This is a genomic window from Microbacterium sp. IO18, from assembly GCF_049099505.1.
GTDB classification, from domain to species: Bacteria; Actinomycetota; Actinomycetes; order Actinomycetales; family Microbacteriaceae; genus Microbacterium; species Microbacterium aurugineum.
On the sequence record NZ_JBMJAF010000001.1, the window covers coordinates 1,093,270 to 1,116,337 of the forward strand.

A 23,068-nucleotide genomic window follows, 5' to 3' on the forward strand; every position below is an offset into this window, starting at 1 on the left:
GCCGCTACGGCCCGACCGACGTGAGGTAGGCCGTGAACGCCGGGTCGCTCATCATCGGGACGGCGATGCACATCGAGACGATGATCCCCGTCACGATCGCACCCACGATCGGCAGCCACCATGTGAGACGCCCGCGACGCAGGCGACGGATGGAGAGCGCAGCCGTGATCGCCCACCCGACGGCCAGGACGATCGCACCGATCGTGCCCCACGTGCGTCCCTGCGCGAAGTTCGTGAACTCCCCGTCGATGCCGAGGATCCTCATGGTCTCGTTCATCACGTTCGGAAGGTCGAGATACGACAGTCCCGTGACGATGACGTTCACCAAGCCATACGCGAGAAGCGCGATCGTCACGAGCCGATCCACGGGGCGCCGACGCGGGGTCGAGCCATCACCCGGTGCCGGGGACGCAGCGGCGGCGGTCGGTGCGACGGAAGGCGTCGGCGGCGCGACGGCGACCTCGTCCAGCGGCGGCAAGCCGGCGGCTCGGCGCTGCTCCTCCGGCGTTGCGAGTTCGCCGTACTGCGGACGTTGATCGGTCATCCCGCCATGCTAACCGTCCCGGCTTCGCACGGCTCACAGCGAAGCGGCCGGACAGCGTGACACCGCATCACGCCCGGATACGATAGCGGCCCCGGAGAAGTGGGGACTCCTCGGGGCCGCGGACGTGAAGCGCTGGGGACGCTTCTCATCCATAGTGACCGCCTGCGCTGGGGACGCTCGGACGATCAGTAGCGATCTCGTATGGCGCTACTCCCCTGATCATAGGAAAACGCATGCCGCGGCACCAGGGGTCTCTGTTCAGATAGTGAACTCCGGGCCTGCATCGCCATCGAGAGAAGCGGCGCCGAGCTGCAGGGACAGTCGCCGCGCCTCGCGCTGCAGCGTCGTGACCAGCGCGCGGTCGACCACGGCGCGGTCCGTAGGCAGGGAGATCGCCAAGGAGGCGGTGACCCCGGGCGCGATCACCGGCACGGCCACACACGTCGCGCCGATCGCGTACTCCTCCTGATCCACCGTCCACCCCGGGGAGTGCTCCAGCTGCGTCAAGAGGGTCCGGCGATCGCTGATCGTGCGCGGTGTGAGCTCCTCCAGGCGATGTCGCGACAGGTAGTCGAGCCTCTCGCCATCCGGGAGGTCCGCGAGGATCTGCTTGCCCAGCGCCGTCGCGTGGGCACTGGACTGCAACCCGACCCACAGCTCGACGCGCGGGTTGCGGACCGCATCGACGATGTCGACGAGGTGCATCTCACCGTCGTGGAAACGGGAGAGGTAGGCGGTGGCTCCCGCGACCTCCGTCACGTCGCGAAGAGCCGCACGGACGCGTGCGAGGAAGACGCCCCGCGAATCGACCTGCTGCTGGAAGGCGGGGAATCGCGCACCGAGCACGAGCCCGTCCGGTTCGGCGTTCAGATAGCCCTCATGGACCAGGGTGCGAACGAGGTTGTAGGTCGTGCCCGGCGTCAACCCCGTGATCGCCGCGAGCATCTTGGCAGGCAGCGGACGGGGAGAGTTCGCGACGATGTCGATCAACCGCAGAGCGCGCTGCACCGACCCGATGAGGGTGGGCTCCGCCTCCGCGGCGCTCAACGCTACGCGCCTCCTCCAGCTGCGCGACCGCCGAGCGCCCGCTCGTCGCGTTTCCCCGCGGCATCCTGACGCAGCTCCTTGGGGAGGGAGAACATCAGATCCTCTTCGGCTGTCTTCACCTCTTCGACGTCACGGTAGCCGGCGTCGCCGATCGCGTCGAGGACTTCGCGCACGAGCACCTCGGGGACGGACGCCCCGCTGGTCACCCCGATGGTCTCGACACCGTCGAGCCACTCCTGCTGGATCTCCTCGGCGTAGTCCACCCGGTACGCGGCCTTGGCGCCGTATTCGAGGGCCACCTCGACCAGGCGCACGCTGTTGGACGAGTTGGACGACCCGACGACGATCACCAGGTCGGCGCCCGCAGCGACCTTCTTGATGGCCACCTGGCGGTTCTGCGTGGCGTAGCAGATGTCATCGGACGGCGGATTGTGCAGTTCGGGGAAGCGTGTGCGCAGACGGTTGACCGTCTCCATGGTCTCGTCGACCGAGAGAGTGGTCTGCGAGAGCCAGACGACCTTGTTCGGATCCTTCACGACAACCGTGTCGGCCTCTTCGGGTGAGTTCACGACCGTGACATGCTCGGGAGCCTCTCCCGCCGTGCCCTCGACCTCTTCGTGCCCGTCGTGGCCGATGAGCAGGATCTCGAAATCGTCCCGCGCGAAGCGCACCGCCTCACGGTGCACCTTGGTGACCAGGGGGCAGGTGGCGTCGATCGCGTGCAGGCCGCGGTCGGATGCTGCGTTCACGACCGCCGGGGAGACACCGTGGGCGCTGAACACGACGTGTGCGCCCTCGGGGACCTCGTCGACCTCTTCGACGAAGATCGCACCCTTCTCCTCGAGTTCCGTCACCACGTGGATGTTGTGCACGATCTGCTTGCGCACGTACACAGGCGCTCCGTAGCGCTCCAGCGCCTTCTCGACGGCCACCACGGCGCGGTCGACACCGGCGCAATAGCCGCGCGGTGCGGCGAGCAGGACCCGCTTGCGTCCGACCACCGGGTTATCCTGAAGCCGCCCGGCCGCCGCCCGCACTCGAGGGAGACGGGGAATGGGAAGATGAACGGCAGTCGAAGTCACCCCTGAATTCTACCGCCGCACAGCTGTGCGGGGCCGGGGAGACTCCAGACGGGAGCGGGAGCGGATGACAGTCTTCGAAGCGACGACGGGACAGGGAGAGACTCCGCCCGCCGACTCCGTCGCCCCGCGCGACTCCACGGCCGACGCCCCCACCTCGGTCACCCGCCTCAACTCGACCATCCGCGACTTCATCGCGCGCTGGAACACGGTCTGGGTCGAAGGGGAGATCACCTCCTGGAATGTGCGTGCCGGCAACGTCTTCGCACGCCTGAAGGACACCCGATCCGACGCCCAGATCTCGATCCGCGTGTGGTCGAGCGTTCGCGGGCGCATCCCTTCCGACCTCGGCATCGGCGATCACGTCGTGGCTGCGGTGAAAGCCGACTACTTCGTCAAGGCAGGAGACTTCAGCTTCACGGTCTCGGCGATGAAGCACGTGGGCCTGGGCGATCAGCTCGAACGCCTCGAGAAGCTCCGTGTCCAGCTGCGCCAGGAGGGCCTGTTCGACCCCGCCCGCAAGCAGCGCCTGCCCTTCCTCCCCCACGTCATCGGGCTGATCACGGGTGAGCGGTCGGATGCCGAGAAGGACGTGCACCGCAACGCCGAGCTGCGTTGGCCCCAGGTCCGGTTCCGGACCGAATACGCCGCGGTGCAGGGCGACCGGTGCGTGCCGGACACCCTCGCCGCGCTCGCACGGCTCGACGCCGACCCGGACGTCGACGTGATCATCATCGCCCGGGGCGGCGGCGACCCGCAGACCCTCCTCGGCTTCAGCGACGAGCGACTCGTCCGCGCCGTCGCCGCTGCGTCCACCCCGGTCGTCAGCGCGATCGGACACGAGAACGACCATCCCCTGCTCGACGACGTCGCCGACCTGCGCGCATCGACGCCGACCGATGCGGCGAAACGCGTCGTGCCGGACGTGGGTGAGCAACGTGCCCTCATCGCCCAGCTGCGCTCGCGCGCGACGACGCGCCTCACCCAGCGCCTCTCGCACGACATCGCGCAGCTGGAGCAGCTCCGCTCGCGCCCTGTCCTGCGCTCCCCCGATCCGATCATCGACGCCCGCTCCCAAGAGCTGTGGCTGCTGCTCTCGCGCGGGCGCGACACCGTGACCCGGGAGATCGATTCCGCCGGTCGGCGGACCGGGGAGCTGCGTGCCTCCCTCCGCGCGCTCTCCCCCGCGGCCACGCTCGCGCGCGGCTACGCGATCGCCCACCTCGACGGCGGCGTGATTCTGCGCGACGCCGCCGATGCCCCGGCAGGCAGCGCCCTCACGATCACCGTCGATCGCGGCTCCGTCGCTGCGCGTTCGGAGGGCGAGATCCCGGAGTCCCCCTGAGCCGGAGCGCCACGCCGCACGACGTAGGATGGAGGAGTGAGCGCCCTCAACGACACCCCCGTGGACACGCTGTCGTTCGAGGCAGCCCGTGACGAGCTCGTCAAGGTCGTCGCCGAACTCGAACAGGGGTCACCGACCCTCGAGCACTCGCTCGCGCTCTGGGAGCGTGGCGAGGCGCTGGCCGCCCGGTGCGAGGAATGGCTCCTGGGCGCGAAGCGCCGTCTGGAAGAAGCCAGGGCCGCATCATCCACCACCGAGACCTCGGGCGCGGAGTCATGAGCAAGCAGACCAAGCAGCCGCCCATCATCGCGGAGCTGGGTCGTCCGGAGACGCCGGACGAGACTGCAGCGCGCAAGGCCGCCTCCAGCAAGGCGTATCGCTCGAGTCAGACGTTCCGGAACCTCATCGCAGCTCTCCTCGTGACGGTCGCCGTGGTCGCCGTGATCATCCTCGCCGTCCCCCGCGGGGAGCCGGTCGAGCCCGAGCCGATCGACGTCGCCGGCATCGCCGCGGGTGTGGAATCCACGATGGACAGCCCCGTGCTCGTTCCCGAGCTGGGCGACTTCTGGCGGGCGAACAGCGCGAAGCTGCTCGGCGGCGCCACCGTCGTCTGGGAGGTCACGCTGGCCCCGTCCGCCGATGACGAACGCGGGTTCATCAAGGTCGCTCAGGCCTTCGACGCCGATGCGTCCTGGGCTCCGCAGCGCCTGAACGGCATCGCCCCCACGGACACGGTCCGCATCGGCGGCCTCGAGTGGGACGTCTACGAGCCGGGCAACGCCGATTCGAACGCCAACGTCACCTACGCCATCGGCACCCAGGCCGGCGACGACTACGTCCTGCTCTACGGCTCGCGCTCGCCCGATTCCACGGCAGAGCTCGCGGAGTCGCTGATCCCACAGATCCGTTCACTCTCGGAGGCCTCATGACGCACCCCTTGACTCCTTCCGCAGCCTGGCAGCAGATGCTGGACGGCAACCGTCGATTCGTCGCGGACGAGCCCCGGCACCCGAACCAGGACGTGGTACGGCGCAAGGATCTCGCCGCGGCGCAGCACCCCGTGGCGACGCTCTTCGGCTGCTCGGATTCCCGCCTGGCGGCCGAGATCATCTTCGACCTCGGTCTCGGCGACCTGTTCGTCGTGCGCAACGCCGGTCAGGTCATGGGCGAGTCGATCGTCGCGAGCCTCGAGTACGCGGTCGCCGTCCTCGAGGTTCCGCTGATCGTGGTCCTCGCGCACGATTCGTGCGGAGCGGTCCGCGCCGCGATCGACGGGACGGCGATCGATGCCGCTCCCCTCCCGCCGCATATCTGGAAGCTCGTCGCGCCGATCGTGCCCGCCGCGCGGAAGGTCCTCGCCGAGAGCGGCGGCGGCACGGTCGCCGACATCGACTCGGAGCTCGTCGGACGCGAGCACCTCCGCAACACCGTGAACGACCTGCTGCAGTCCTCCGAGATCATCAGCAACGCCGTCGCCGAAGGTCGTCTCGGCCTCGTCGGCGCGAACTACCGTCTGGCCGAGGGCACCGCGACGCCGGTGATCACGGTCGGCATCGACACCGAGGGGAACAGCCCCGTGACCAAGGAGGGTTCGGAATGACCGACAACGACCAGCGCAGCGGCGAGAGCTCGCAGGGCTACCGGATCGAGCACGACACCATGGGTGAGGTGCGGGTGCCCGTCAACGCGCTCTACGGGGCGCAGACGCAGCGGGCCGTGGAGAACTTCCCGATCTCGGGCAAGGGTCTGGAGTCGACGCAGATCGCCGCGCTCGCCCGGATCAAGAAGGCCGCCGCCCTTGCCAACAAGGAGCTGGGCACGCTCGACGGTGCCATCGCCGACGCGATCGCCCAGGCTGCCGACCAGGTGGCTTCGGGTGCCCACGACGGTGAGTTCCCGGTCGACACCTACCAGACCGGTTCCGGCACCTCGTCGAACATGAACATGAACGAGGTGCTGGCGACTCTCGCGACCCGCATCCTCGGTGCGACCGTGCACCCCAACGACCACGTGAACGCTTCCCAGTCGTCGAACGACGTGTTCCCGACCTCGGTGCACATCGCCGTGACCCAGGCGCTCATCGACACGCTCATCCCCGCGCTCGACCACCTCGCCGTCGCGCTGGAGGCGAAGGCGGAGCTGTGGAAGGACGCCGTCAAGTCCGGCCGTACGCACCTCATGGATGCGACGCCTGTGACCCTCGGCCAGGAGTTCGGCGGCTACGCCCGCCAGGTGCGCCTCGGCATCGAGCGCGTGCAGTCCGCCCTCCCCCGCGTCGCCGAGGTTCCCCTGGGTGGCACGGCTGTCGGCACCGGCATCAACACCCCGCTTGGCTTCCCGCAGAAGGTCATCGCGCTGCTCGCGTCCGAGACGGAGTTGCCGATCACCGAGGCGAAGGACCACTTCGAGGCACAGGCCAACCGCGATGGTCTGGTCGAGGCGTCCGGCGCGCTGCGCACGATCGCCGTCTCGCTCACCAAGATCAACAACGATCTCCGCTGGATGGGCTCCGGCCCCAACACGGGTCTCGGCGAACTGCACATCCCCGACCTGCAGCCCGGCTCCTCGATCATGCCCGGCAAGGTCAACCCCGTGGTCCCCGAGGCCGTCCTCATGGTGTGCGCCCGAGTGATCGGCAACGACGCGACCGTGGCCTGGGCCGGGGCCTCCGGGTCTTTCGAACTCAACGTCGCGATCCCGGTCATGGGCACGGCGGTGCTCGAGTCCATCCGCCTGCTCTCGAACGCCTCCCGGGTGCTCGCCGACAAGACCATCGACGGTCTGCAGGCGAACGTCGAGCGTGCCGCCGCCTTCGCCGGCATGAGCCCGTCGATCGTGACCCCCCTCAACAAGCTCATCGGCTACGAGGCGGCGGCGAAGATCGCCAAGCACTCGGTCGCGAAGGGAATCACGGTGCGCGACGCCGTGATCGATCTCGGCTACGTCGAGCGAGGCGACCTCACCCTCGAGCAGCTCGACGAGAAGCTCGACCTCCTCTCGATGACACACCCGGGCTGATCCGAGCGATTTCCGGATGCCGCGAGGACACGTTCCTCGCGGCATCCGTGGTTTGCGGCTCCGTTTTCGAGCTTCGGCTTCCGGGGCTCCGGCCCCGTCTGCCCCGTCGGACCCCGTCTGAACGACCGCCGACACGCCAGATGCCGGACCTTGCATGAGGATGGATCCGACATCTGGCGTGTCGGCAGGCACGTGCGCGAGGGACTGCTCCTGCTCCACGCGAAGGATCCTGGTTGTTGTTCACAGTCGCGGCCTCGACGTCGGTCCGCGTATCGGCGCGGAGCCGAAACTGGACGAGTGCTCGATCCTACGGTTCTTCTGGCCCGACTCGGCGGCCTCGCGCGCGGCGTCGAACTTCAGCGATGCGGCATGTCGCGCCCGGAACTCGCGAAGGCCGTCCGAGAGAAGCGAATCGACCGCGTCCGACCGGGTGTGTTCGCGTCGCCCGCGCTGAACTCACATCTGCGACGGGCCGCACTACACGGGGGTGCGCTCACGTGCGGTGCAGCACTGCGGTTGCACGGAGTATGGGTCCTCGGTGACGACTCGCCCCTTCACGTCTGGGTAGGAAGGCGAGGACGCGTTAACCCGCACGTCGGGTGCCAGTGTGTCACCCACTACTTCCGAGGCACACCGGGTCTCGGACTCATCGACGTCGAAACCGCCCTGATTCACTTCCATCGGTGCCGCGGCGACGAGGCATTCTTCGCGGCGTTCGAGTCGGCATGGAAGAATCGACTGCTCTCCTCGGCCGCAAGAATGCGAATCCGCCAGGCGCTTCCGGCCTATGCACGGTGGCTGGTCGACATCGGGCGTTCCGATGCCGATAGCGGGCTCGAGTCCCTGGTCCGACTGCGGCTGCATATGCTTGGCATCCTCGTCGAGTGCCAGGTGCTGATCAGTGGCGTGGGGAGGGTCGATTTCATCATCGATGGTCGTTTGATCCTCGAGATCGACGGAAGGCGAAACCACGACGGTGCCTCACACCGCCATAAGGATCTCGCCAGAGACGCGGCCGCATCGGCACGAGGGATGGAGACACTGCGGTTCGACTTTGCGCAGGTCGTCTACGACTGGTCAGCAGTGCAGACAGCCATCATCGCTGCTCTCGCACGTTGCCGAGAGCACGCGTGAGGGCACGCGACGCACGCCGACACACCAGATGTCGGACTTGTGGGCCTTCAACGTCCGATATTTGGCGTGTCGGCCGCAGTTTGCAACGCCCCACCGCCCCCTCCCCCACCCGCGCACGGTCCCGCACACACGACAGCGGATGCCGCGGGGCAGTCCGCGCGGCATCCGCTGTCGCCCGTCGTCAGCTGAGCTCTCCACCCTCCAGGAGCTCGGTGACGAGGGCTGCGATCGCCGAACGCTCGGAGCGTGTCAGGGTCACATGCCCGAAGAGGTCATGTCCCTTCAGCGTCTCGATCACGCTGGCGATGCCGTCGTGCCGGCCGACGCGGAGGTTGTCGCGCTGGCCCACATCGTGGGTGAGGATGACTCGCGAGTTCTGGCCCATCCGGCTCAGCACCGTGAGGAGGACGTTGCGTTCGAGCGACTGCGCTTCATCGACGATCACGAATGCGTCGTGAAGGGAACGACCGCGGATGTGGGTGAGCGGCAGCACCTCCAGCAATCCGCGTTCGATGACCTCTTCGATGACGTTCCCGGAGACGACCGAGCCGAGCGTGTCGAACACCGCCTGCCCCCACGGTCCCATCTTCTCGCCCTGGTCCCCGGGGAGGTAGCCGAGCTCCTGCCCGCCCACGGCGAACAGCGGCCGGAACACGATGATCTTCTTCTGCTGCTGCCTCTCCAGCACCGCTTCGAGACCCGCGCACAGCGCGAGTGCCGATTTGCCGGTACCGGCCCGACCGCCGAGGGAGACGATGCCGACTTCCTGGTCGAGGAGCAGGTCGATCGCGATCCGCTGTTCGGCCGAGCGACCGTGCATCCCGAAGATGTCGCGGTCGCCGCGCACCAGTCGGTATTCGCCGTCCCCGGTGACGCGTCCGAGCGCGGAGCCGCGTTCGGAGTGGATGATCAGGCCTGTGTTGACCGGAAGGCCCCGCGCCTCCTCGCTGATGCCGACCTCGCTCTCGTACAGGTCGCTGATGTCGTCGCCGGAGAGGTCGAGCGTCGAGATGCCGGTCCAGCCGGAGTCCACGGCCTGCTCGGCGAGGTACTCCTCGGCGCGCAGCCCCAGCGACGCCGCCTTCACGCGCATCGGGAGGTCCTTGGAGACGATCGTGACGTCCTGCCCGTCCTGCGCGAGGTGCATGGCGACGGACAGGATCCGCGTGTCGTTGTCGCTGAGCCGGATGCCTGCCGGGAGGACCGAGGAGTCGGTGTTTGCGAGCTCCACGCGAAGCGTGCCCCCTTCACCGACCTCGACCGGGAAGTCCAGTCGCCCGTGCTCGATGCGCAGGTCGTCGAGGTGTCGCAGCGCCTGGCGTGCGAAGTACCCGATCTCCGGGTCGTGACGTTTGCCCTCGAGCTCTGTGATCACGACGACCGGAAGGACGACCGAGTGCTCGGCGAACCGGAAGAACGCCTGCGGATCACTCAGCAGGACCGAGGTGTCGAGGACATACGTCCGCAGATCCTGATCAGGCTCCGCGGATGATGCGCGTCTCGTCGTCTTACGGGTGGACTGCTGCGCGGTGCTGGTGGCCTGCTGCGCTGTACGTGTGGTCACGACCCACTCCCGACCCGGGGAATCCCGGCTATTCGAACGAGTCGACCAGGGGGTCACGAGTCGTCAACCTGAGGCCGACCCGACCGGGCGCCTTGCCCGATGCCTAGAACGTACGACCGTGAGCGCGCGTACCCGACACCGACACGCCAGTGGATTTCGTTACGTGCTGGTGAACGTCTCGTTGCCGAATGCGTGCAACGCCTCATCGAGGAGCTCGAAAGTGGCCGCATCGGTTCCCGCGTGCGGCGCGAGACGCACCGAGGAGCCGCGTGCCGTCACCACGAGACCGGCGTTCGCGAGAGCAGCGGCGAGACGCGCCGGTTCGTCCGGCTCGAGGGCGACGATACCCGCCCGCTCTCCCCGCTCCCGCGGCGAGCTCACCTCGATGCCGTGACGATCGGCGATCTCGATCACGGTGTCGACGTGCTCGGCGAGACGCGCCTCGATCGCGGCGACGCCGGCATCCCGCACATCCCGGACACCGATCGCGAGTCGGCCGGCGGCGAGCGTGTCCGGTTGGCTGACCGTGTACGCCCGCGCCGATGCCGCCGGCGCCGGAAGCTCGTCGACGAACAATCCGGTCGCGGTGGTCCCGGTGATCCCGGAGAGCACGGGCGTGATCCGCTCCCGCGCTCGCGGCGAGAACCACGCGAAGGCACTGCCCCTCCCGGCGCGCAGCCACTTGTAGCCGTGGCCCACCACGACATCGGCCGGGCCGTAGTCGACGTCCATGATGCCGAAGGACTGGACGGCATCGACGATGAGCAGGCGATCGGGGCCGATGAGCTCACGAAGTGCCGCGAGATCCACCCGATAGCCCGTTCGGAAGTCGACGTGGCTCACGGCGAGCGCGACCACGTCGTCGTCCAGCGCCTCGGCGACGGCGTCGGTGGTCACGCGTCCGTCTGCGGGGGTGATCCATCGCGGCGTCACGGCGCGGTCCGACGCCGCTGCGGCCCGCTCGACGGTCAGACTGACACTGGGGAACTCCGCCGTACTCGCGATGACGGCGCCCTTGAGCCCGTACAAGGCGTGCATGAGCCCGTGGGTCGACGAGGGCTGGAGCGTGACGTCATCCGCCTCGCCGCCGAGGAGTTCTGCGACGAGCTCCTGTGCCTGGCCGATCCGCTCGGCGACGAGCGACAGCGAAGACGGGCGGCCGCTGCCGAGAAGGTCGGCGTCGGCGAAGACCTCTTCGCGCACGGAGGGCGACAGCGGGCCGAAGGCGGCCCAGTTCAGATAGCCGGACTCATTGTCGAAGGTGTCGACGTAGTCCTGGAAAGTGCTCACTGCGTCATTGTGGCACGGCGCCGTGCATCGCGCGGACGGTCACCGGCCGTATCTGCGGTCGCGGTCGGCATAGTCGCGGATGGCGCGGAGGAAGTCCACCTGCCGGAGATCGGGCCCCAGCGCTTCCACGAAGTAGAACTCGCTGTGCGCGCTCTGCCAGAGCAGGAAGTCGCTGAGCCGCTGCTCGCCGCTCGTCCGGATCACCAGATCGGGATCGGGCTGTCCTCCGGTGTAGAGGTGCTCGCCGATCATCTCCGGGGTGAGCTGGGCGGCGAGGTCTTCCAGCGTTCCGCCCGAGGCCTCGTGCTTGGTGATGATGCTCCGCACCGCGTCGACGATCTCGTTGCGTGAGCCGTACCCGACCGCGAGGTTCACGTGGAGTCCGCTGTGACCCTTCGTCCGCTCCTCCGCTTCTGCGAGCACGCGCGCGAGCTCCGGCGGCAGGAGGTCGGATCGTCCGACGTGCTTGACGCGCCAGTTCCCCTCCTGAGACAGAGCTTCCGCCAGCTCGGCGATGATCTCGATGAGGTCGGCGAGCTCGGCGGAGTCCCGCTTTCGCAGGTTGTCGCTGGAGAGCAGATACAGCGAGACGACTCGTACGCCGAGCTCGTCACACCAGCCGAGGAACTCGTGCATCTTCGCCGCGCCCGCCCGATATCCCTCGGCAGGTGTGGCGTACCCGAGCTGACGCGCCCAGCGCCGGTTGCCGTCGATCATCATCGCGACATGGTGCGGCACCGATGCAGGATCGAGATCGCGACGCAGCCGACTGGTGTAGAGCCGATACAGCGGTCCCCGCACCGGATTCTCGCGTGATATCACCCCGCTACACTATCGTGCCGACCTCTCGGCCACCGTGTGCGGATGCTGAGGATATGTGCCCTGCAGGGAATGCCACGCGGCTTAGAGTGAGCACGTGAGCACACCCGAGCAGTCCGGTCCCGATGTCCCCCAGCTGCCGCTTCTCGAAGCCGCCGCCGTGGATGCTGCGGTCGATATCAAGCCGACCTGGCGCGGCTGGATCCACGCCGCCACTTTCCCGGTGGCCATCGCCGCCGGCATCGTCCTGATCATCGTGGCCGACGGCGCCCCGGCGAAATGGGCGTCCGCCGTGTTCATGCTCACGTCGTTGCTGCTGTTCGGCAATTCCGCCCTCTACCACCGGTTCGACTGGTCCCCCCGGGTGAAGGTCGTCCTGAAGCGGATCGACCATGCCAACATCCTGCTGCTGATCGCCGGGACCTACACTCCCCTGGCGACACTGGCGCTGCCCCCGGACAAGGGCCTGCTGCTGCTCTGCGTGGTCTGGGGCGGAACTCTGGTGGGCATCCTCTTTCGCGTGTTCTGGATCAACGCCCCGCGCTGGCTCTACGTCGCCCTCTACCTGCTGCTCGGCTGGGCAGCGGTGATGTACATCGTCGACCTCATGAACGCGAACTTCGCGATGATGGTGCTGGTGATCGTCGGCGGCCTCCTCTACACGGGCGGCGCCGTCGTCTACGCGCTGAAGAGGCCCAATCCGTGGCCCGGCCATTTCGGCTTCCACGAGATCTTCCATGTGTGCACGGTGCTCGCGTTCCTCTGCCACTGGACCGCGTGTCTGCTCATCACCCTCGCCCCGCTGTCGCCCTCGCTGGGCGCGCCGTAGCCTCTGCGTGGTACGGCTCCCCCATCCGCCACGCAGGGTCTCTCAGTGTGTCGGGGGGTTGTCGTCCCCGTCGCGGGTGCTCGCCCCATCGGGTGAGGGCGAGTCCGGAGCGGACGTGCCGCCCTCCCCTGCGGCCGCGGCTCGCGCGGCTTCCTCGGCGTCGAGCTCTTCCCGCACCTCGTCGCGGTAACGGACCCGGCGGATGCGACGATTCATGTCCCAGATCAGCAGGATCACCGCGATCACGACGACGACGATGGCGGCGAAGCCGATGAAGCCCGGCGTGACGGCCTCCGGTGCCACGGTCATGGATGGCGTCGGCATCGGGGTCTCGGTCAGAGCGAGCATGAATCGGCCTTTCGTGCGCAGGTCGCATAACCTGGTAACACCAGCCTAACGACCGGGAAGACCCACCAGTGACGACCGCACAGCAGCTCGACGAACGCTATGGCCGAACGCGACGGCGTCGGTTGCCGTGGATCATCGGTGGCGCTGTCGCGCTCGTGGTCATCGGTGCCTTCAGCTGGATGACCGTATCGCAGTCGATCGCCTCGGTGGACGCCGACGACCTCGGCTTCACCCTCGTCGATGAGTACTCCGTCGATGTGAGCTTCCAGGTCACCGGCGTGCAGGGCAAGGACGTGGTGTGCGCCCTCGAAGCACTCGACGAGGAGTTCGGCGTGGTGGGCTGGAAGATCGTCGAGATCGCCGCCGGAGACAGCCACTCCCAGGCCGTCTCGGTCACCATCCCGACCGTCGCGCAGGCCACGACAGGTTTGGTGAACACCTGCTGGGTCGCTTAGACTCGTGCCAGACAGACGACGCCCCGGCACCGTGCCGGGGCGTCTTGGCATATCCCCCGCAGCACGTCGGTGGGATCCCGAAAGAAGGAGCTTCGCCATGTCCACCGATGCTCAGGTCCCCTTTCTCACGCAGGAGGCGTATGACCGGCTCGTCGCCGAGCTGGAGCACCTGTCGACCGTCGGTCGCGATGAGATCGCCAAGCGCATCGAGGCGGCCCGCGAAGAAGGCGACCTCAAGGAGAACGGCGGATACCACGCCGCCAAAGACGAGCAGGGCAAGCAGGAAGCCCGCATCCGCACCCTCGAGGGCCTGTTGAAGACCGCCAAGGTCGGCGAAGCTCCGGCCAGCCGCGGGATCGTCGAGCCCGGTACCGTCGTCACGGCGCTCGTGGCCGGCGGCGAAGAGGTCTTCCTCCTCGGCAGCCGCGAGATCGCTTCCGGCGGCGACCTCGACGTCTACAGCGAGGCCAGCCCGCTGGGCCAGGCGATCCTCGGCCTCAAGGTCGGCGAGAAGTCGTCGTACGAGGCCCCGAACGGACGCAGCATCGACGTCGAGATCGTGAACGTCGAGACCTACACGGGCTGACGCACCGTCGACGAGCGCCCCCGCATCCTCTCGGACGCGGGGGCGCTTCTGCGTGGAGGGGGGCCGCGGAGGATCCGGGCGCTCGTGCTCAATCCGGGACGAGGATGGGCGCGAACCCGGCGCGACGCAGCGTGTCGAGCGTGTGCTCCGAATGCTCGGGGCCCCGTGTCTCGACGCTGAGCTCCAGGATCACATCGCTGATCTGGAGTCCGTGACCGTGCCGCGTGTGCATGGCTTCGATGACGTTCGCCCCGGCTTCGGCGATGAGCTCCGACACACGAGCGAGCTGCCCCGGCCGGTCGGGGAGCGGAATCCGGATCGTCAGGTACCGGCCGGAGGCCGCGAGGCCGTGAGAGACCACGCGCTGCAACAGGAGCGGGTCGATGTTGCCGCCGGAGAGCACCGCCATCGTCGTTCCCGTTCCGGAGACCTTGCCGGCCAGGATCGCCGCCACACCTGCGGCACCGGCGGGTTCGACCACCACCTTCGCCTGCTCCAGCAGGATGAGGATGGCCCGCGCGAGATCATCGTCGGAGACCGTGACCACCTCATCGACGAGGTCTTTGATGATCTCGAACGGGATGGCTCCCGGACGGGCGACGAGGATGCCGTCGGCGATGGTCGGACGAGTGACGATGTCGACCGGCTCCCCCGCCGCGAGCGACGGCGGCACGGCGGCGGCGTTCTCCGCCTGGACCCCGATGATGCGGACTGTCCGCCCGAGCTCGGCGGCTCGGGCCTTCACGGCCGCGGCGACACCCGCGATGAGACCGCCTCCCCCGATGCCTAGGACGACCGTGTCGACGTGCGGCGCATCCTCCAGCAGTTCGAGGCCGAGGGTTCCCTGTCCGATCACGACGTCGCGGTGGTCGAACGGGTGGATCAGCACGGCCCCGGTGCGCTCGGAGAATTCCGCCGCCAGACGCAGCGAGGTCGCGACGGTCTCCCCCTCCAGCACGACCTCTGCGCCGTACCCGCGGGTGGCGAGGAGCTTGGGCACGGGAACGCCGAGCGGCATGAAGATCGTGGCCGGGATGCCGAGGGCCTGGGCGGCGAGGGCGACACCCTGGGCATGGTTGCCCGCGGAGGCGGCGACGACACCGCGGGAGCGCTCCTCAGCGCTCAGCCGCGACAGCCGGTACGCGGCGCCGCGGATCTTGAAGGAACCCGTGCGCTGAAGATTCTCCATCTTGAGCAGGACCGTGCTGCCGTGGATGTCCGACAGCGCTCGCGACGGCAGCGTCGGCGTGTGCGAGATCACCTCAGCCAGACTCTGAGCTGCGTGCTCGAACTCGGTCAGGCTGGGGACTTCGCTCATCGATTCCTCCGTCTCCGCTCGCGCGGTACTGTGCTCCAGATAAGGTCTCCGCTCGGGCCCGCGCCGGTGCGCCAGGATCCCGTGCTGATGGTCACCGCCGCGACGTTGACGAAAGCCGCCAACGGTACGGCGAAGAGGGCTCCGGGGATTCCCGCGATCATCGCGCCGCCCGCGACCACGAGGACGACGGCGAGGGGGTGCACCTTGACCGCGGAGCCCATCATGATCGGCTGCAGGATGTGCCCCTCGATCTGCTGGACGGCCAGCACGACCACGAGCATCCACAGCGCGATCCAGGGACCGTTGTAGACGAGCGCGAGGAAGACGGCGACGGCGCCGGTCACGACGGCACCGACGATCGGGATGAAGGAGCCGAGGAACACCAGGACGGCGACGGGAAGGGCGAGGGGCACCTGGAGCAGGAAGGCTCCGAGCCCGATGCCGATCGCATCGATGGTCGCCACGAACAACTGGGTGCGGGCGTAGTTCACGATCGTGGCCCAGCCGTTGCGCGCGGCCCCATCGACCGCCGGCCGTGCCTTGCGCGGGAAGATCTTGACCGTCCACCGCCAGATGCCCGCACCGTCGGCGAGCAGGCAGATGAGGATGAACAGCGACAGCAGTGCGCCGGTGGCGACGTGCCCGACGGTCGTGCCGATGGCGAGAGCGCCCGTCCAGAGGGCCTGGGTCTGCTCGGTGAGGAAATCGAGTCCCTGCTGCAGGTAGTCGGCGATCTGCGTGTCGGAGAGCTTCAGCGGACCTTCGTGAAGCCAGACCTGGAACTGATCGAACGCCTCGGTCGATCGCGCCTGGACGTCCGGGAGCTGAGCGCGCACCTGCCAGACCACCAGCCACATCAGCCCCGTGACGACGGCGGCTGTGCCGATGAGGGAGAGCGTGATCGCCAACCAGCGCGGGACGCCGTGACGCAGCATCCAGGAGAACGCCGGCCAGAGCAGAGCGGTGATGAGGATGCCGACCATGAGCGGGATGACCAGGAGCTTGAGCAGCATGACCAGCCAGATGAAGACGCCGATCGCCGCCGCGATGAGCAGCAGACGCCACGCGTAGCTCGCCGTGATCCGCAGTGGCAGCGGTACCGCCTCGTCGGCCTCGGTCGTCACGGTGCGGTCCGTGGAGACCGGGCGCGGACGGAAGAGATCTCGCAGCCGGGGTCGCTGATCCTCACTCATCGCCCAAGTCTACGGTCATGCCGTATGCCGTTGGACGCATCCTTCACCGCCGGGACCGCGATGTCTGACGCCGGCGATACGCTGACGACGTGACCGAATCCCTCAGCGCCACCCAGGCGCGCCGCATCGCGCTGGCCGCTCAGGGCTTCACGCGAGCGCGACCCGCGTCGGTCGCTGCGCGCCACGTGCATCGCGTGATGGATCGTCTCGGCGTGCTGCAGATCGACTCCGTGAACGTGTTCGCGCGCTCCCACTACCTGCCGCTGTTCTCCCGTCTCGGCGACTACGACCCCGCTCTCCTGGACAGGGTCTTCCTCTCCCGCACCACGCACTACGTGGAGTACCTGGCGCACGAGGCGACGTTCATCCCGATCGCGGACTGGCCGCTCTGGCGTTTTCGCATGGAGGACTTCCGTCGGCGCTGGGCGGACGAGGACTCCTGGCTGAGCCGCAACGCCCGCACCGTGGCGTGGGTGCAAGACGAACTGCGCTCCCGAGGTCCGCTGCGCCCGGCCGACCTCCGCGCGGACGCGCCCCGCGAACGCGGCACCTGGTGGGACTGGGACGAGGTCAAGCTGGCGCTCGAGCACCTCTGGCGCACGGGAGACGTCGCCGTCAGTGGGCGCAAGGGCTTCGAGCGGACGTATGCCCTCGCCGAGCAGGTCATCCCCGACCCGATCCGTTCGCAGGAGGTCTCGCGCGCCGACGCGATCCTCGAGCTGACGCGCCGTGCCGCCCGCTCGAGCGGCGTCGCGACGCAGTCCGATCTCGCCGACTACTACCGGATCCGCGATCGCGCGACCATCGCGCGATCGATCGCCGCGTTGGTCGACGAGGGTGAGCTGATCCCGGTGCAGGTCCGCGGATGGGAACGAGGCGGACGCCCCCTCCCCGCCTGGCGACACCGTGACGCCGTGCTCCCTCGCAGAGTCGACGCGGCAGCCCTGCTGACTCCGTTCGATCCGGTGGTCTGGTTCCGCGAGCGCGCTCTTCGCATCTTCGACCTCGACTACCGGATCGAGATCTACGTGCCCGCCGAGAAGCGTCGGTTCGGCTACTACTCGCTCCCGGTCCTCGTGGGCGACCGCATCGTCGCGCGCGTCGATCTCAAGGCCGATCGCGCCACCTCCACCCTTCAGGTGCAGTCCGCCTGGTGGGAACCCCACGCCCGCCCCGAGGATGCAGATGAGATCGCCGCCGAACTGATGCTCGCCGCGCACTGGCAGGGTCTCGAGCACGTGTCGGTGTCGGGATGGGGCGACGCCACCGCCGAGGTGCACGGCGCATTGGTCCGGGCCGGTGGCTCCGTCGGGCGGCACGCACATGTCAGGGAGGGCGCGACGTGAGTCGGTCTCGGTGGTGGGTGATCGGCGGAGCCGCAGGAGTCGTGCTCGTGGCTGCCGCCGTCTGGATCTGGCAGTCGACCTCAGGTTCCCCGACGCCGGAGGATGCCGCCATCAGCTATCTCCGGGCGCTCGAATCCGGTGATCCCGATGCCGTCGAGGCGACGGGAGTCGACGTCTCCACCGAGGCTCTCACCGCGTTCGCGGCCGCGACCGGTGTCATCGAAGACGCCGCGGTGACATCGGCGAGCGACGACCGACGCGCCCGCGGCGGTGAAGAGGCGACCGTGGGGATCTCGTTCGTGCTCGACGGTGAGGAACACACGGCAGAGCTGTCTCTGACGCCTGTCGGCGGACGCTGGACCGTGGACGCGTCCGGCCTGGGCACGGTCACACCCACGACCACGATCGGCTCCTTCGTCGCGGTCGGCGAGCAGACCCTGCCGACCGCAGAGAAGGCCTCCCTGCTCCCTGCCGCCTACTCGGTCGCCCCCGCGCCGGTCGCACTGCTCGACGGCCGCAGCGCGCTGGTGGTGCTCCCCGGCGAAGAGTCGGAGCTCGCCGTGGAGGCCACGCTCCGGCCGGAGGCGACGGTCGCGGCGCAGAAGCAACTCGACGACTACCTCACGGCGTGCACGACGCCGTCGGACGCGGCACCCGAGGGGTGCGGAATCCGGATCCCGTGGGGCACCGAGTTCCGCGCGGTGTCGGAGTTCCGCTACCGCGTCGAAGAACTGCCGGCCGTGATGCTCGACGGCACCGGGTTCCGCGCCGACGGCGGGGCACTCGTCGCCACGCTGGTCGGCACCGGTCAGGACGGCGCGGCGCGCACCACGACGTACCGCACGGATTCCTGGGGCGTGCGCGGAGACGTGACCTTCACCGACGAGGGCCTGGTGCTGTCCGTCTGGTGAGTACGCTCTCCGTCAGAACTGCACGCGAGGTCAGAACTGCACGCGAGGCGGCTCGGAGATCGCGCTGCTGTCGGCGACCTCGAAGAACTCGCGCTCGGTGAAGCCCAGCCCCTTCGCGAACAGGTTGTTCGGGAAAACCTTGATCTTGGTGTTGAGCTCGCGCACACCGCCGTTGTAGAACCGGCGCGCGGCTTGGATCTTGTCCTCGGTGTCGACGAGTGCCTGCTGCACCTGGAGGAAGTTGGTGCTGGCCTGCAGCTGCGGGTATGCCTCGGCGACCGCGAACAGACTGCGCAGGGCCTGTTGCAGGTGTCCCTCGGCGATGCCGGCCTCGCCGGGCCCACCGGCCGAGAGCGTCTCGGCGCGCGCACGGGTGACGTTCTCGAAGACCGCCTTCTCATGGGAGGCGTAACCCTTGACGGTCTCGATCAGGTTCGGGATGAGGTCGGCTCGTCGCTTCAACTGCACCGTGATCCCGCTCCACGCCTCATCGACGCGCACCTTGAGCTGCACCAACGAGTTGTACGTGGCCCACAGATAGATGCCGGCGAGCAGGATCACTCCGACAACGATCAGTACCGGCACGAGCCATTCCATCAGAGGCCCACCCTTCCTCGTGTTTCTCCCATCCTAGACGCGCACCCTGCACGTGGACTGGGCGCCGACGCACTCTCCACGGACGTCGGATCAGCTCCCGAGGACTCGCTCCAGGTAACGGTTCCCGAACCGGCGCTCCGGGTCGAGGCGGTCACGCAACGCGACGAAGTCCTCGAATCGCGGGTAGCGTTCGCGCAGCGTCTCTTCGGTCAGCGTGTGGAGTTTGCCCCAGTGCGGGCGACCGCCGAACTCGAGCATGATCTCCTCCACCGCGCCGAAGTACTCGGTCGGGTCGGCCCGCCAGTACCGGTGCACGGCGATGTACGCCGTCGCGCGCCCGTGCGCCGTCGACAGCCAGCGGTCGTCGCTGGCGGCGAAGCGCACCTCGATCGGGAACTCAATCCGCCACCCGCGTCGGGCGATGAGAGCACGCACCGCCTGGAACGCCGGCACCACGTTCTCCGCGGGGAGCGCATACTCCATCTCGCGGAACCGCACGGTGCGACTCTGGATCAGCACTCGGTGCGAGAGCTCGGTGTACTCGCGATTCCCCGTGAGCCTGACCGCGAGCCGGCTGAACGGCGGGGTGATCGCGGGAACCGCTTGTCCCGCGGCACACACCATCCGATACACACCGTTGGACAGGAGCGTCTCGTCGATCCACCTCCCCACGACAGGGAGCGGCTGGCGCACGGTCGACTCAGGCAGGCGGGTCTGACGCTTGGTCAGGGCGACATCGGTGTGGGGGAACCAATAGAACTCGAAATGATCGGACGCCGCCACCCGCTCCTCGAGCGTCTCGAGCACGTCGTCGAGCGGAGCCGGTTCATCGATCGCATGCATCACGAAGGCCGGCACGCACTGGAGCGTGACTTCGACGATGATCCCGAGCGCGCCGAGGCCGAGCGCGACGGCCGGGAGCAGCTCACTCTCGCGCTCGTCATCGATGCGGAGGAACTCGCCGGCCGCCGTGACCATCGTGACTCCGACGACCTGGGTCGCGAGCCCGCCGAACCCGGCGCCGGTGCCGTGGGTCCCGGTCGAGATGGCACCCGCGATCGACTGGCGGTCGATGTCCCCCAGGTTCTCCATCGCGAGTCCGAAGGGTGCGAGCAAGCGCGGGATCCGATGCAGCCGGGTTCCTGCCAGAAGCGTCACCCGGCCGGTTGCGGCATCCGCGGAGACGAGTCCCTGCAGATCGTCGAGCTCGAGCAGGACTCCCGGCGCCACGGCGATGCCCGTGAAACTGTGTCCGGCGCCCACCGCCTTGATGCTGAGCCCCTGCTTCACCGCAGCCAGAACCGCCCGCTGCACACCCTCCGGGCTGCGCGGACGCTCCACACGCACGGGCCGCACCGAGGCCGAGCGGCCCCAGTTCTGCCAGGATCCGCCGATTCTCGTCACAGGAACGCCTTTCCCTCGCCGCGATAGGTCGGCAACTCGTCGATGATCTCCTCACCCGACACCAGGTGGTATCTGTCGATGCGCTCCGCCGGCTCGCCGCTCTTGGCGTGACGGAACCAGACCCGATCCCCCACTCCGAGTGACCTGGCGGCAGGACCCTGCAGCGGTGTCTGCACCTCACCCGCCGCTTCGCGGGAGAGCGTGTGGAGTCCCTGCGGCCAGACGGCTCGCGGCTGGCGCGAGGCGACGGCAGGCCCGGAGGCGATCCATCCGCCGCCGAGCACGGTGGCGATGTCCGGGGCTGGGCGTCGGACGACGTCGAACGCGAATGCGGAAGCCGGCGCGGGACGGAAGGAGCGGTAGCCGTCGAACAGGTGCCCTCCGAGCAGGCCGCTGCCGGCGCTCGCCTCGGTGAGGGACTCATCGCTCCCGGTGAACTCGAGCGAACCCGTTCCCCCGCCGTTGAGGATCTCCAGAGAGGCGATCGCTCCGACCGCGGCCACGATGTCCGCCCGACGCTCCCGCAACTCGTTCCGGGAGCGCGCCTGCACCATCCGGATCACAGGCGCGTCGGGGCCGGCGTCGTCGCCCTGCCCGGCGATCTGCGCGTCGTACATCTGAAGTCCGACCAGCCGGAAGCCCGGGCGCGCGACGACCTTTCGGGCGAAAGCGGCCACCTCTCCCGCCGAGAACAGAGCCGAGCGACGCACACCGATGTGTCCGAGCAGCGAGGAGCGCCACGAGGCGTCGACGTCGATCGCCACTCGGATCTCCGGACGGGATCCCGGTCCGGCGACACTGTCGATCACATCGAGGTGGACGAGGTCATCGACCATCAGCGTGATGCGCTGCGCCGCCTGCTCGTCGGCGAAGAGCTTCTCCAGCCCCGCGCGGTCCACGGTCGGGTAGCCGAGCATGATGTCGTCATGCGTCTCAGCGAGCCAGAGCGCCTCCTCGAGCGTGAACGCGAGGATGCCCCGGAACCCGGGGAGTTTCAGCACCGCATCGAGCACGGCACGCACACGCACCGACTTCGACGCCACGCGGATCGGAAGACCACCGGCGCGGACCAGGAGATCCATGGCGTTGTAGCGGAGCGCTTCCCGGTCGATCACCGCGACGGGCGCCGGCAGATGGCCCGTCACGGCGGAGAGGCGCGGCCAATAGCGGGCCGGATCCTCCCATTCGGGGGCGACCGCGAGCGCGCCGGGGGCCGGGCTCAGTTCGTCGATGAGGTCGAGCACTCCCCCACCCTACGGCCTCCTCGTACTCCGGATCACCCCCGACGGCACCGGGTCGCATCCTCTGACCGGGCTAGGCTGACGAGCAGGCCCCCGTAGCCCAATGGCAGAGGCAGGCGACTTAAAATCGCTTCAGTCTGGGTTCGAGTCCCAGCGGGGGCACCGCTTTCAGTCCTGTGCGCGCGCGAGCTTCTTCCGCTCACCCGCCGCCTCACGTATCCGACGCACGACCAGCACGACGAGGGCGATCGCGATCGCCGTGTAGACGGCGTAGTCGAGATAGCCGAGATATTGCTCCAGCTGCTCGTGCTGCGTGCCGAGGGCCGCGCCGACCCCCAGGAGCAGCGTGTTCCAGAGTCCGCTGCCGATGATCGTGAAGAGGCTGAAGGTCACCAGGTTCATGCGAGCGGCACCGGCGGGGATCGAGATGAGGCTGCGCACGCCGGGCACCATGCGCCCGACCAGCACCGTCCACGCGCCGCTGCGCACGAACCACTCGGATCCGCGCTCCAGGTCCGAGCGGCTCACCAGACGCGTCGCCGCGAGCAGACGCACCGCCCGGTCCATCCCGATCGCTGCGCCGAGGCCGTAGAGCAGGAGCGCACCGATCCACGATGCCAGCGTGCTCCAGAAGATGAGCCAGCCCAGGTTCAGCTGTCCGCTCTGGCTCAGGTACCCCGCGAACGGAAGGATCACCTCGCTCGGGATCGGCGGGATCAGCACTTCGAGGAAGACCAGAAGGCCGACGCCGAAGTCGCCGAGAGCGATGAGCACATCGGCCGCGAATCCGGTGAGGCCGGTGAAGCCGTGATCGGTGTCGATGGACAGAAGCATCACTGGGCGAGCCTTCCCATGGTGGTCCCTTCGTGGAGCAGACCACCGGGCATCCCCACGTCGGAGAAGACGGCAGGGGTTTCTCGGCGGCCCGCGATGCGGGTGCCAAGGTCTCCTCCACCCTCGCGGGCCAGCGGGCCGGAGCACATTCTCGTGCTCGTAATGA

Annotated in this window: 24 protein-coding genes, 1 tRNA gene and 1 pseudogene; 13 read left to right on the forward strand and 13 right to left on the reverse strand. The window is 68.4% G+C overall.

Annotated elements, in window-relative coordinates:
• Positions 1 to 4 precede the first annotated feature (4 nt).
• The 3 genes from ACLF6J_RS05310 to ACLF6J_RS05320 form a co-directional block, all read right to left on the reverse strand.
• Entirely contained in the window at positions 5 to 544 is a 540-nt protein-coding gene (locus ACLF6J_RS05310) for a DUF6264 family protein (RefSeq protein ID WP_134353296.1), read from the reverse strand.
• 258 nt (positions 545 to 802) lie between these two features.
• Positions 803 to 1,591: an IclR family transcriptional regulator gene (locus ACLF6J_RS05315; RefSeq protein WP_134353295.1), complete on the reverse strand. Its 789-nt coding sequence runs from the start codon at positions 1,589 to 1,591 to the stop codon at positions 803 to 805.
• Positions 1,592 to 1,593: 2 nt separating this feature from the next.
• Positions 1,594 to 2,646 carry a 4-hydroxy-3-methylbut-2-enyl diphosphate reductase gene (locus ACLF6J_RS05320; RefSeq protein ID WP_372492651.1) on the reverse strand — a complete coding sequence of 351 codons (1,053 nt, stop codon included), beginning with the start codon at positions 2,644 to 2,646 and terminating at the stop codon, positions 1,594 to 1,596.
• Between the two features lie 91 nt (positions 2,647 to 2,737).
• Between ACLF6J_RS05320 and xseA the strand changes: the two genes are divergently transcribed.
• From xseA to ACLF6J_RS05355, 7 genes and pseudogenes are all read left to right on the forward strand, one after another.
• Complete coding sequence (xseA, locus tag ACLF6J_RS05325; RefSeq protein ID WP_134353294.1) at positions 2,738 to 4,015, forward strand: exodeoxyribonuclease VII large subunit; 1,278 nt, start codon at positions 2,738 to 2,740, stop codon at positions 4,013 to 4,015.
• 36 nt (positions 4,016 to 4,051) lie between these two features.
• Positions 4,052 to 4,294: an exodeoxyribonuclease VII small subunit gene (locus ACLF6J_RS05330; RefSeq protein ID WP_047523214.1), complete on the forward strand. Its 243-nt coding sequence runs from the start codon at positions 4,052 to 4,054 to the stop codon at positions 4,292 to 4,294.
• Positions 4,291 to 4,944 carry a DUF4245 family protein gene (locus ACLF6J_RS05335; protein WP_134353293.1) on the forward strand — a complete coding sequence of 218 codons (654 nt, stop codon included), beginning with the start codon at positions 4,291 to 4,293 and terminating at the stop codon, positions 4,942 to 4,944. The genes ACLF6J_RS05330 and ACLF6J_RS05335 overlap by 4 nt, the downstream gene beginning before the upstream one ends.
• Positions 4,941 to 5,615, forward strand: a complete 675-nt coding sequence (locus ACLF6J_RS05340) for a carbonic anhydrase (RefSeq protein WP_047523212.1) — start codon at positions 4,941 to 4,943, stop codon at positions 5,613 to 5,615. Before ACLF6J_RS05335 ends, ACLF6J_RS05340 begins: the two co-directional genes overlap by 4 nt.
• The gene (locus ACLF6J_RS05345) at positions 5,612 to 7,033 is read left to right on the forward strand and encodes a class II fumarate hydratase (protein WP_047523211.1); all 1,422 of its coding nucleotides are present in this window, start codon (positions 5,612 to 5,614) and stop codon (positions 7,031 to 7,033) included. Before ACLF6J_RS05340 ends, ACLF6J_RS05345 begins: the two co-directional genes overlap by 4 nt.
• Positions 7,034 to 7,330: 297 nt before the next feature.
• Positions 7,331 to 7,468, forward strand: a pseudogene (locus ACLF6J_RS05350) (type IV toxin-antitoxin system AbiEi family antitoxin domain-containing protein); the annotation flags it as partial.
• Positions 7,469 to 7,792: 324 nt separating this feature from the next.
• The gene (locus ACLF6J_RS05355) at positions 7,793 to 8,167 is read left to right on the forward strand and encodes an endonuclease domain-containing protein (RefSeq protein ID WP_244093674.1); all 375 of its coding nucleotides are present in this window, start codon (positions 7,793 to 7,795) and stop codon (positions 8,165 to 8,167) included.
• Between the two features lie 181 nt (positions 8,168 to 8,348).
• On the opposite strand, the gene ACLF6J_RS05360 is transcribed toward ACLF6J_RS05355, so the two are convergent.
• From ACLF6J_RS05360 to ACLF6J_RS05370, 3 genes are all read right to left on the reverse strand, one after another.
• A complete protein-coding gene (locus tag ACLF6J_RS05360) occupies positions 8,349 to 9,731 on the reverse strand; it encodes a PhoH family protein (RefSeq protein WP_131493506.1) in 1,383 nt (460 codons plus the stop codon).
• 159 nt (positions 9,732 to 9,890) lie between these two features.
• The gene (locus ACLF6J_RS05365; RefSeq protein WP_134353292.1) at positions 9,891 to 11,021 is read right to left on the reverse strand and encodes an aminotransferase class V-fold PLP-dependent enzyme; all 1,131 of its coding nucleotides are present in this window, start codon (positions 11,019 to 11,021) and stop codon (positions 9,891 to 9,893) included.
• A gap of 39 nt (positions 11,022 to 11,060) precedes the next feature.
• Positions 11,061 to 11,840, reverse strand: a complete 780-nt coding sequence (locus ACLF6J_RS05370) for an isoprenyl transferase (protein ID WP_134353981.1) — start codon at positions 11,838 to 11,840, stop codon at positions 11,061 to 11,063.
• A gap of 97 nt (positions 11,841 to 11,937) precedes the next feature.
• On the opposite strand from ACLF6J_RS05370, the gene trhA reads away from it, so the two are divergent.
• Positions 11,938 to 12,669 carry a PAQR family membrane homeostasis protein TrhA gene (gene trhA, locus ACLF6J_RS05375; protein ID WP_052193639.1) on the forward strand — a complete coding sequence of 244 codons (732 nt, stop codon included), beginning with the start codon at positions 11,938 to 11,940 and terminating at the stop codon, positions 12,667 to 12,669.
• A gap of 42 nt (positions 12,670 to 12,711) precedes the next feature.
• Here trhA and ACLF6J_RS05380 read toward each other — a convergent pair whose 3' ends face one another.
• Positions 12,712 to 13,017 carry a hypothetical protein gene (locus tag ACLF6J_RS05380; protein WP_134353291.1) on the reverse strand — a complete coding sequence of 102 codons (306 nt, stop codon included), beginning with the start codon at positions 13,015 to 13,017 and terminating at the stop codon, positions 12,712 to 12,714.
• Between the two features lie 68 nt (positions 13,018 to 13,085).
• On the opposite strand from ACLF6J_RS05380, the gene ACLF6J_RS05385 reads away from it, so the two are divergent.
• Entirely contained in the window at positions 13,086 to 13,472 is a 387-nt protein-coding gene (locus tag ACLF6J_RS05385) for a DUF4307 domain-containing protein (protein ID WP_047523207.1), read from the forward strand.
• 97 nt (positions 13,473 to 13,569) lie between these two features.
• Positions 13,570 to 14,058: a transcription elongation factor GreA gene (gene greA, locus ACLF6J_RS05390; RefSeq protein ID WP_047523206.1), complete on the forward strand. Its 489-nt coding sequence runs from the start codon at positions 13,570 to 13,572 to the stop codon at positions 14,056 to 14,058.
• 88 nt (positions 14,059 to 14,146) lie between these two features.
• Here greA and ilvA read toward each other — a convergent pair whose 3' ends face one another.
• Entirely contained in the window at positions 14,147 to 15,376 is a 1,230-nt protein-coding gene (gene ilvA, locus ACLF6J_RS05395; RefSeq protein ID WP_134353290.1) for a threonine ammonia-lyase, read from the reverse strand.
• Positions 15,373 to 16,569 carry an AI-2E family transporter gene (locus ACLF6J_RS05400; protein ID WP_131493498.1) on the reverse strand — a complete coding sequence of 399 codons (1,197 nt, stop codon included), beginning with the start codon at positions 16,567 to 16,569 and terminating at the stop codon, positions 15,373 to 15,375. The genes ilvA and ACLF6J_RS05400 overlap by 4 nt, the downstream gene beginning before the upstream one ends.
• An 89-nt stretch (positions 16,570 to 16,658) precedes the next feature.
• On the opposite strand from ACLF6J_RS05400, the gene ACLF6J_RS05405 reads away from it, so the two are divergent.
• Complete coding sequence (locus tag ACLF6J_RS05405) at positions 16,659 to 17,915, forward strand: winged helix-turn-helix domain-containing protein (RefSeq protein ID WP_134353289.1); 1,257 nt, start codon at positions 16,659 to 16,661, stop codon at positions 17,913 to 17,915.
• Positions 17,912 to 18,826, forward strand: a complete 915-nt coding sequence (locus ACLF6J_RS05410) for a hypothetical protein (protein ID WP_134353288.1) — start codon at positions 17,912 to 17,914, stop codon at positions 18,824 to 18,826. Before ACLF6J_RS05405 ends, ACLF6J_RS05410 begins: the two co-directional genes overlap by 4 nt.
• A gap of 30 nt (positions 18,827 to 18,856) precedes the next feature.
• Here ACLF6J_RS05410 and ACLF6J_RS05415 read toward each other — a convergent pair whose 3' ends face one another.
• The 3 genes from ACLF6J_RS05415 to ACLF6J_RS05425 all read right to left on the reverse strand — a co-directional run bounded on the left by ACLF6J_RS05415 (position 18,857) and on the right by ACLF6J_RS05425 (position 22,071).
• The gene (locus tag ACLF6J_RS05415; RefSeq protein ID WP_029262976.1) at positions 18,857 to 19,423 is read right to left on the reverse strand and encodes a LemA family protein; all 567 of its coding nucleotides are present in this window, start codon (positions 19,421 to 19,423) and stop codon (positions 18,857 to 18,859) included.
• A 90-nt stretch (positions 19,424 to 19,513) separates the two neighbouring features.
• Positions 19,514 to 20,827, reverse strand: coding sequence for a D-arabinono-1,4-lactone oxidase (locus ACLF6J_RS05420; RefSeq protein WP_134353287.1), 1,314 nt, complete (start codon positions 20,825 to 20,827; stop codon positions 19,514 to 19,516).
• Positions 20,824 to 22,071, reverse strand: a complete 1,248-nt coding sequence (locus tag ACLF6J_RS05425) for an alanine racemase (RefSeq protein WP_134353286.1) — start codon at positions 22,069 to 22,071, stop codon at positions 20,824 to 20,826. Before ACLF6J_RS05425 ends, ACLF6J_RS05420 begins: the two co-directional genes overlap by 4 nt.
• An 86-nt stretch (positions 22,072 to 22,157) precedes the next feature.
• On the opposite strand from ACLF6J_RS05425, the gene ACLF6J_RS05430 reads away from it, so the two are divergent.
• Positions 22,158 to 22,230, forward strand: a tRNA-Leu gene (locus ACLF6J_RS05430).
• Positions 22,231 to 22,236: 6 nt separating this feature from the next.
• Here ACLF6J_RS05430 and ACLF6J_RS05435 read toward each other — a convergent pair.
• The gene (locus tag ACLF6J_RS05435) at positions 22,237 to 22,902 is read right to left on the reverse strand and encodes a DedA family protein (protein ID WP_134353980.1); all 666 of its coding nucleotides are present in this window, start codon (positions 22,900 to 22,902) and stop codon (positions 22,237 to 22,239) included.
• Between the last annotated feature and the right edge of the window lie 166 nt (positions 22,903 to 23,068).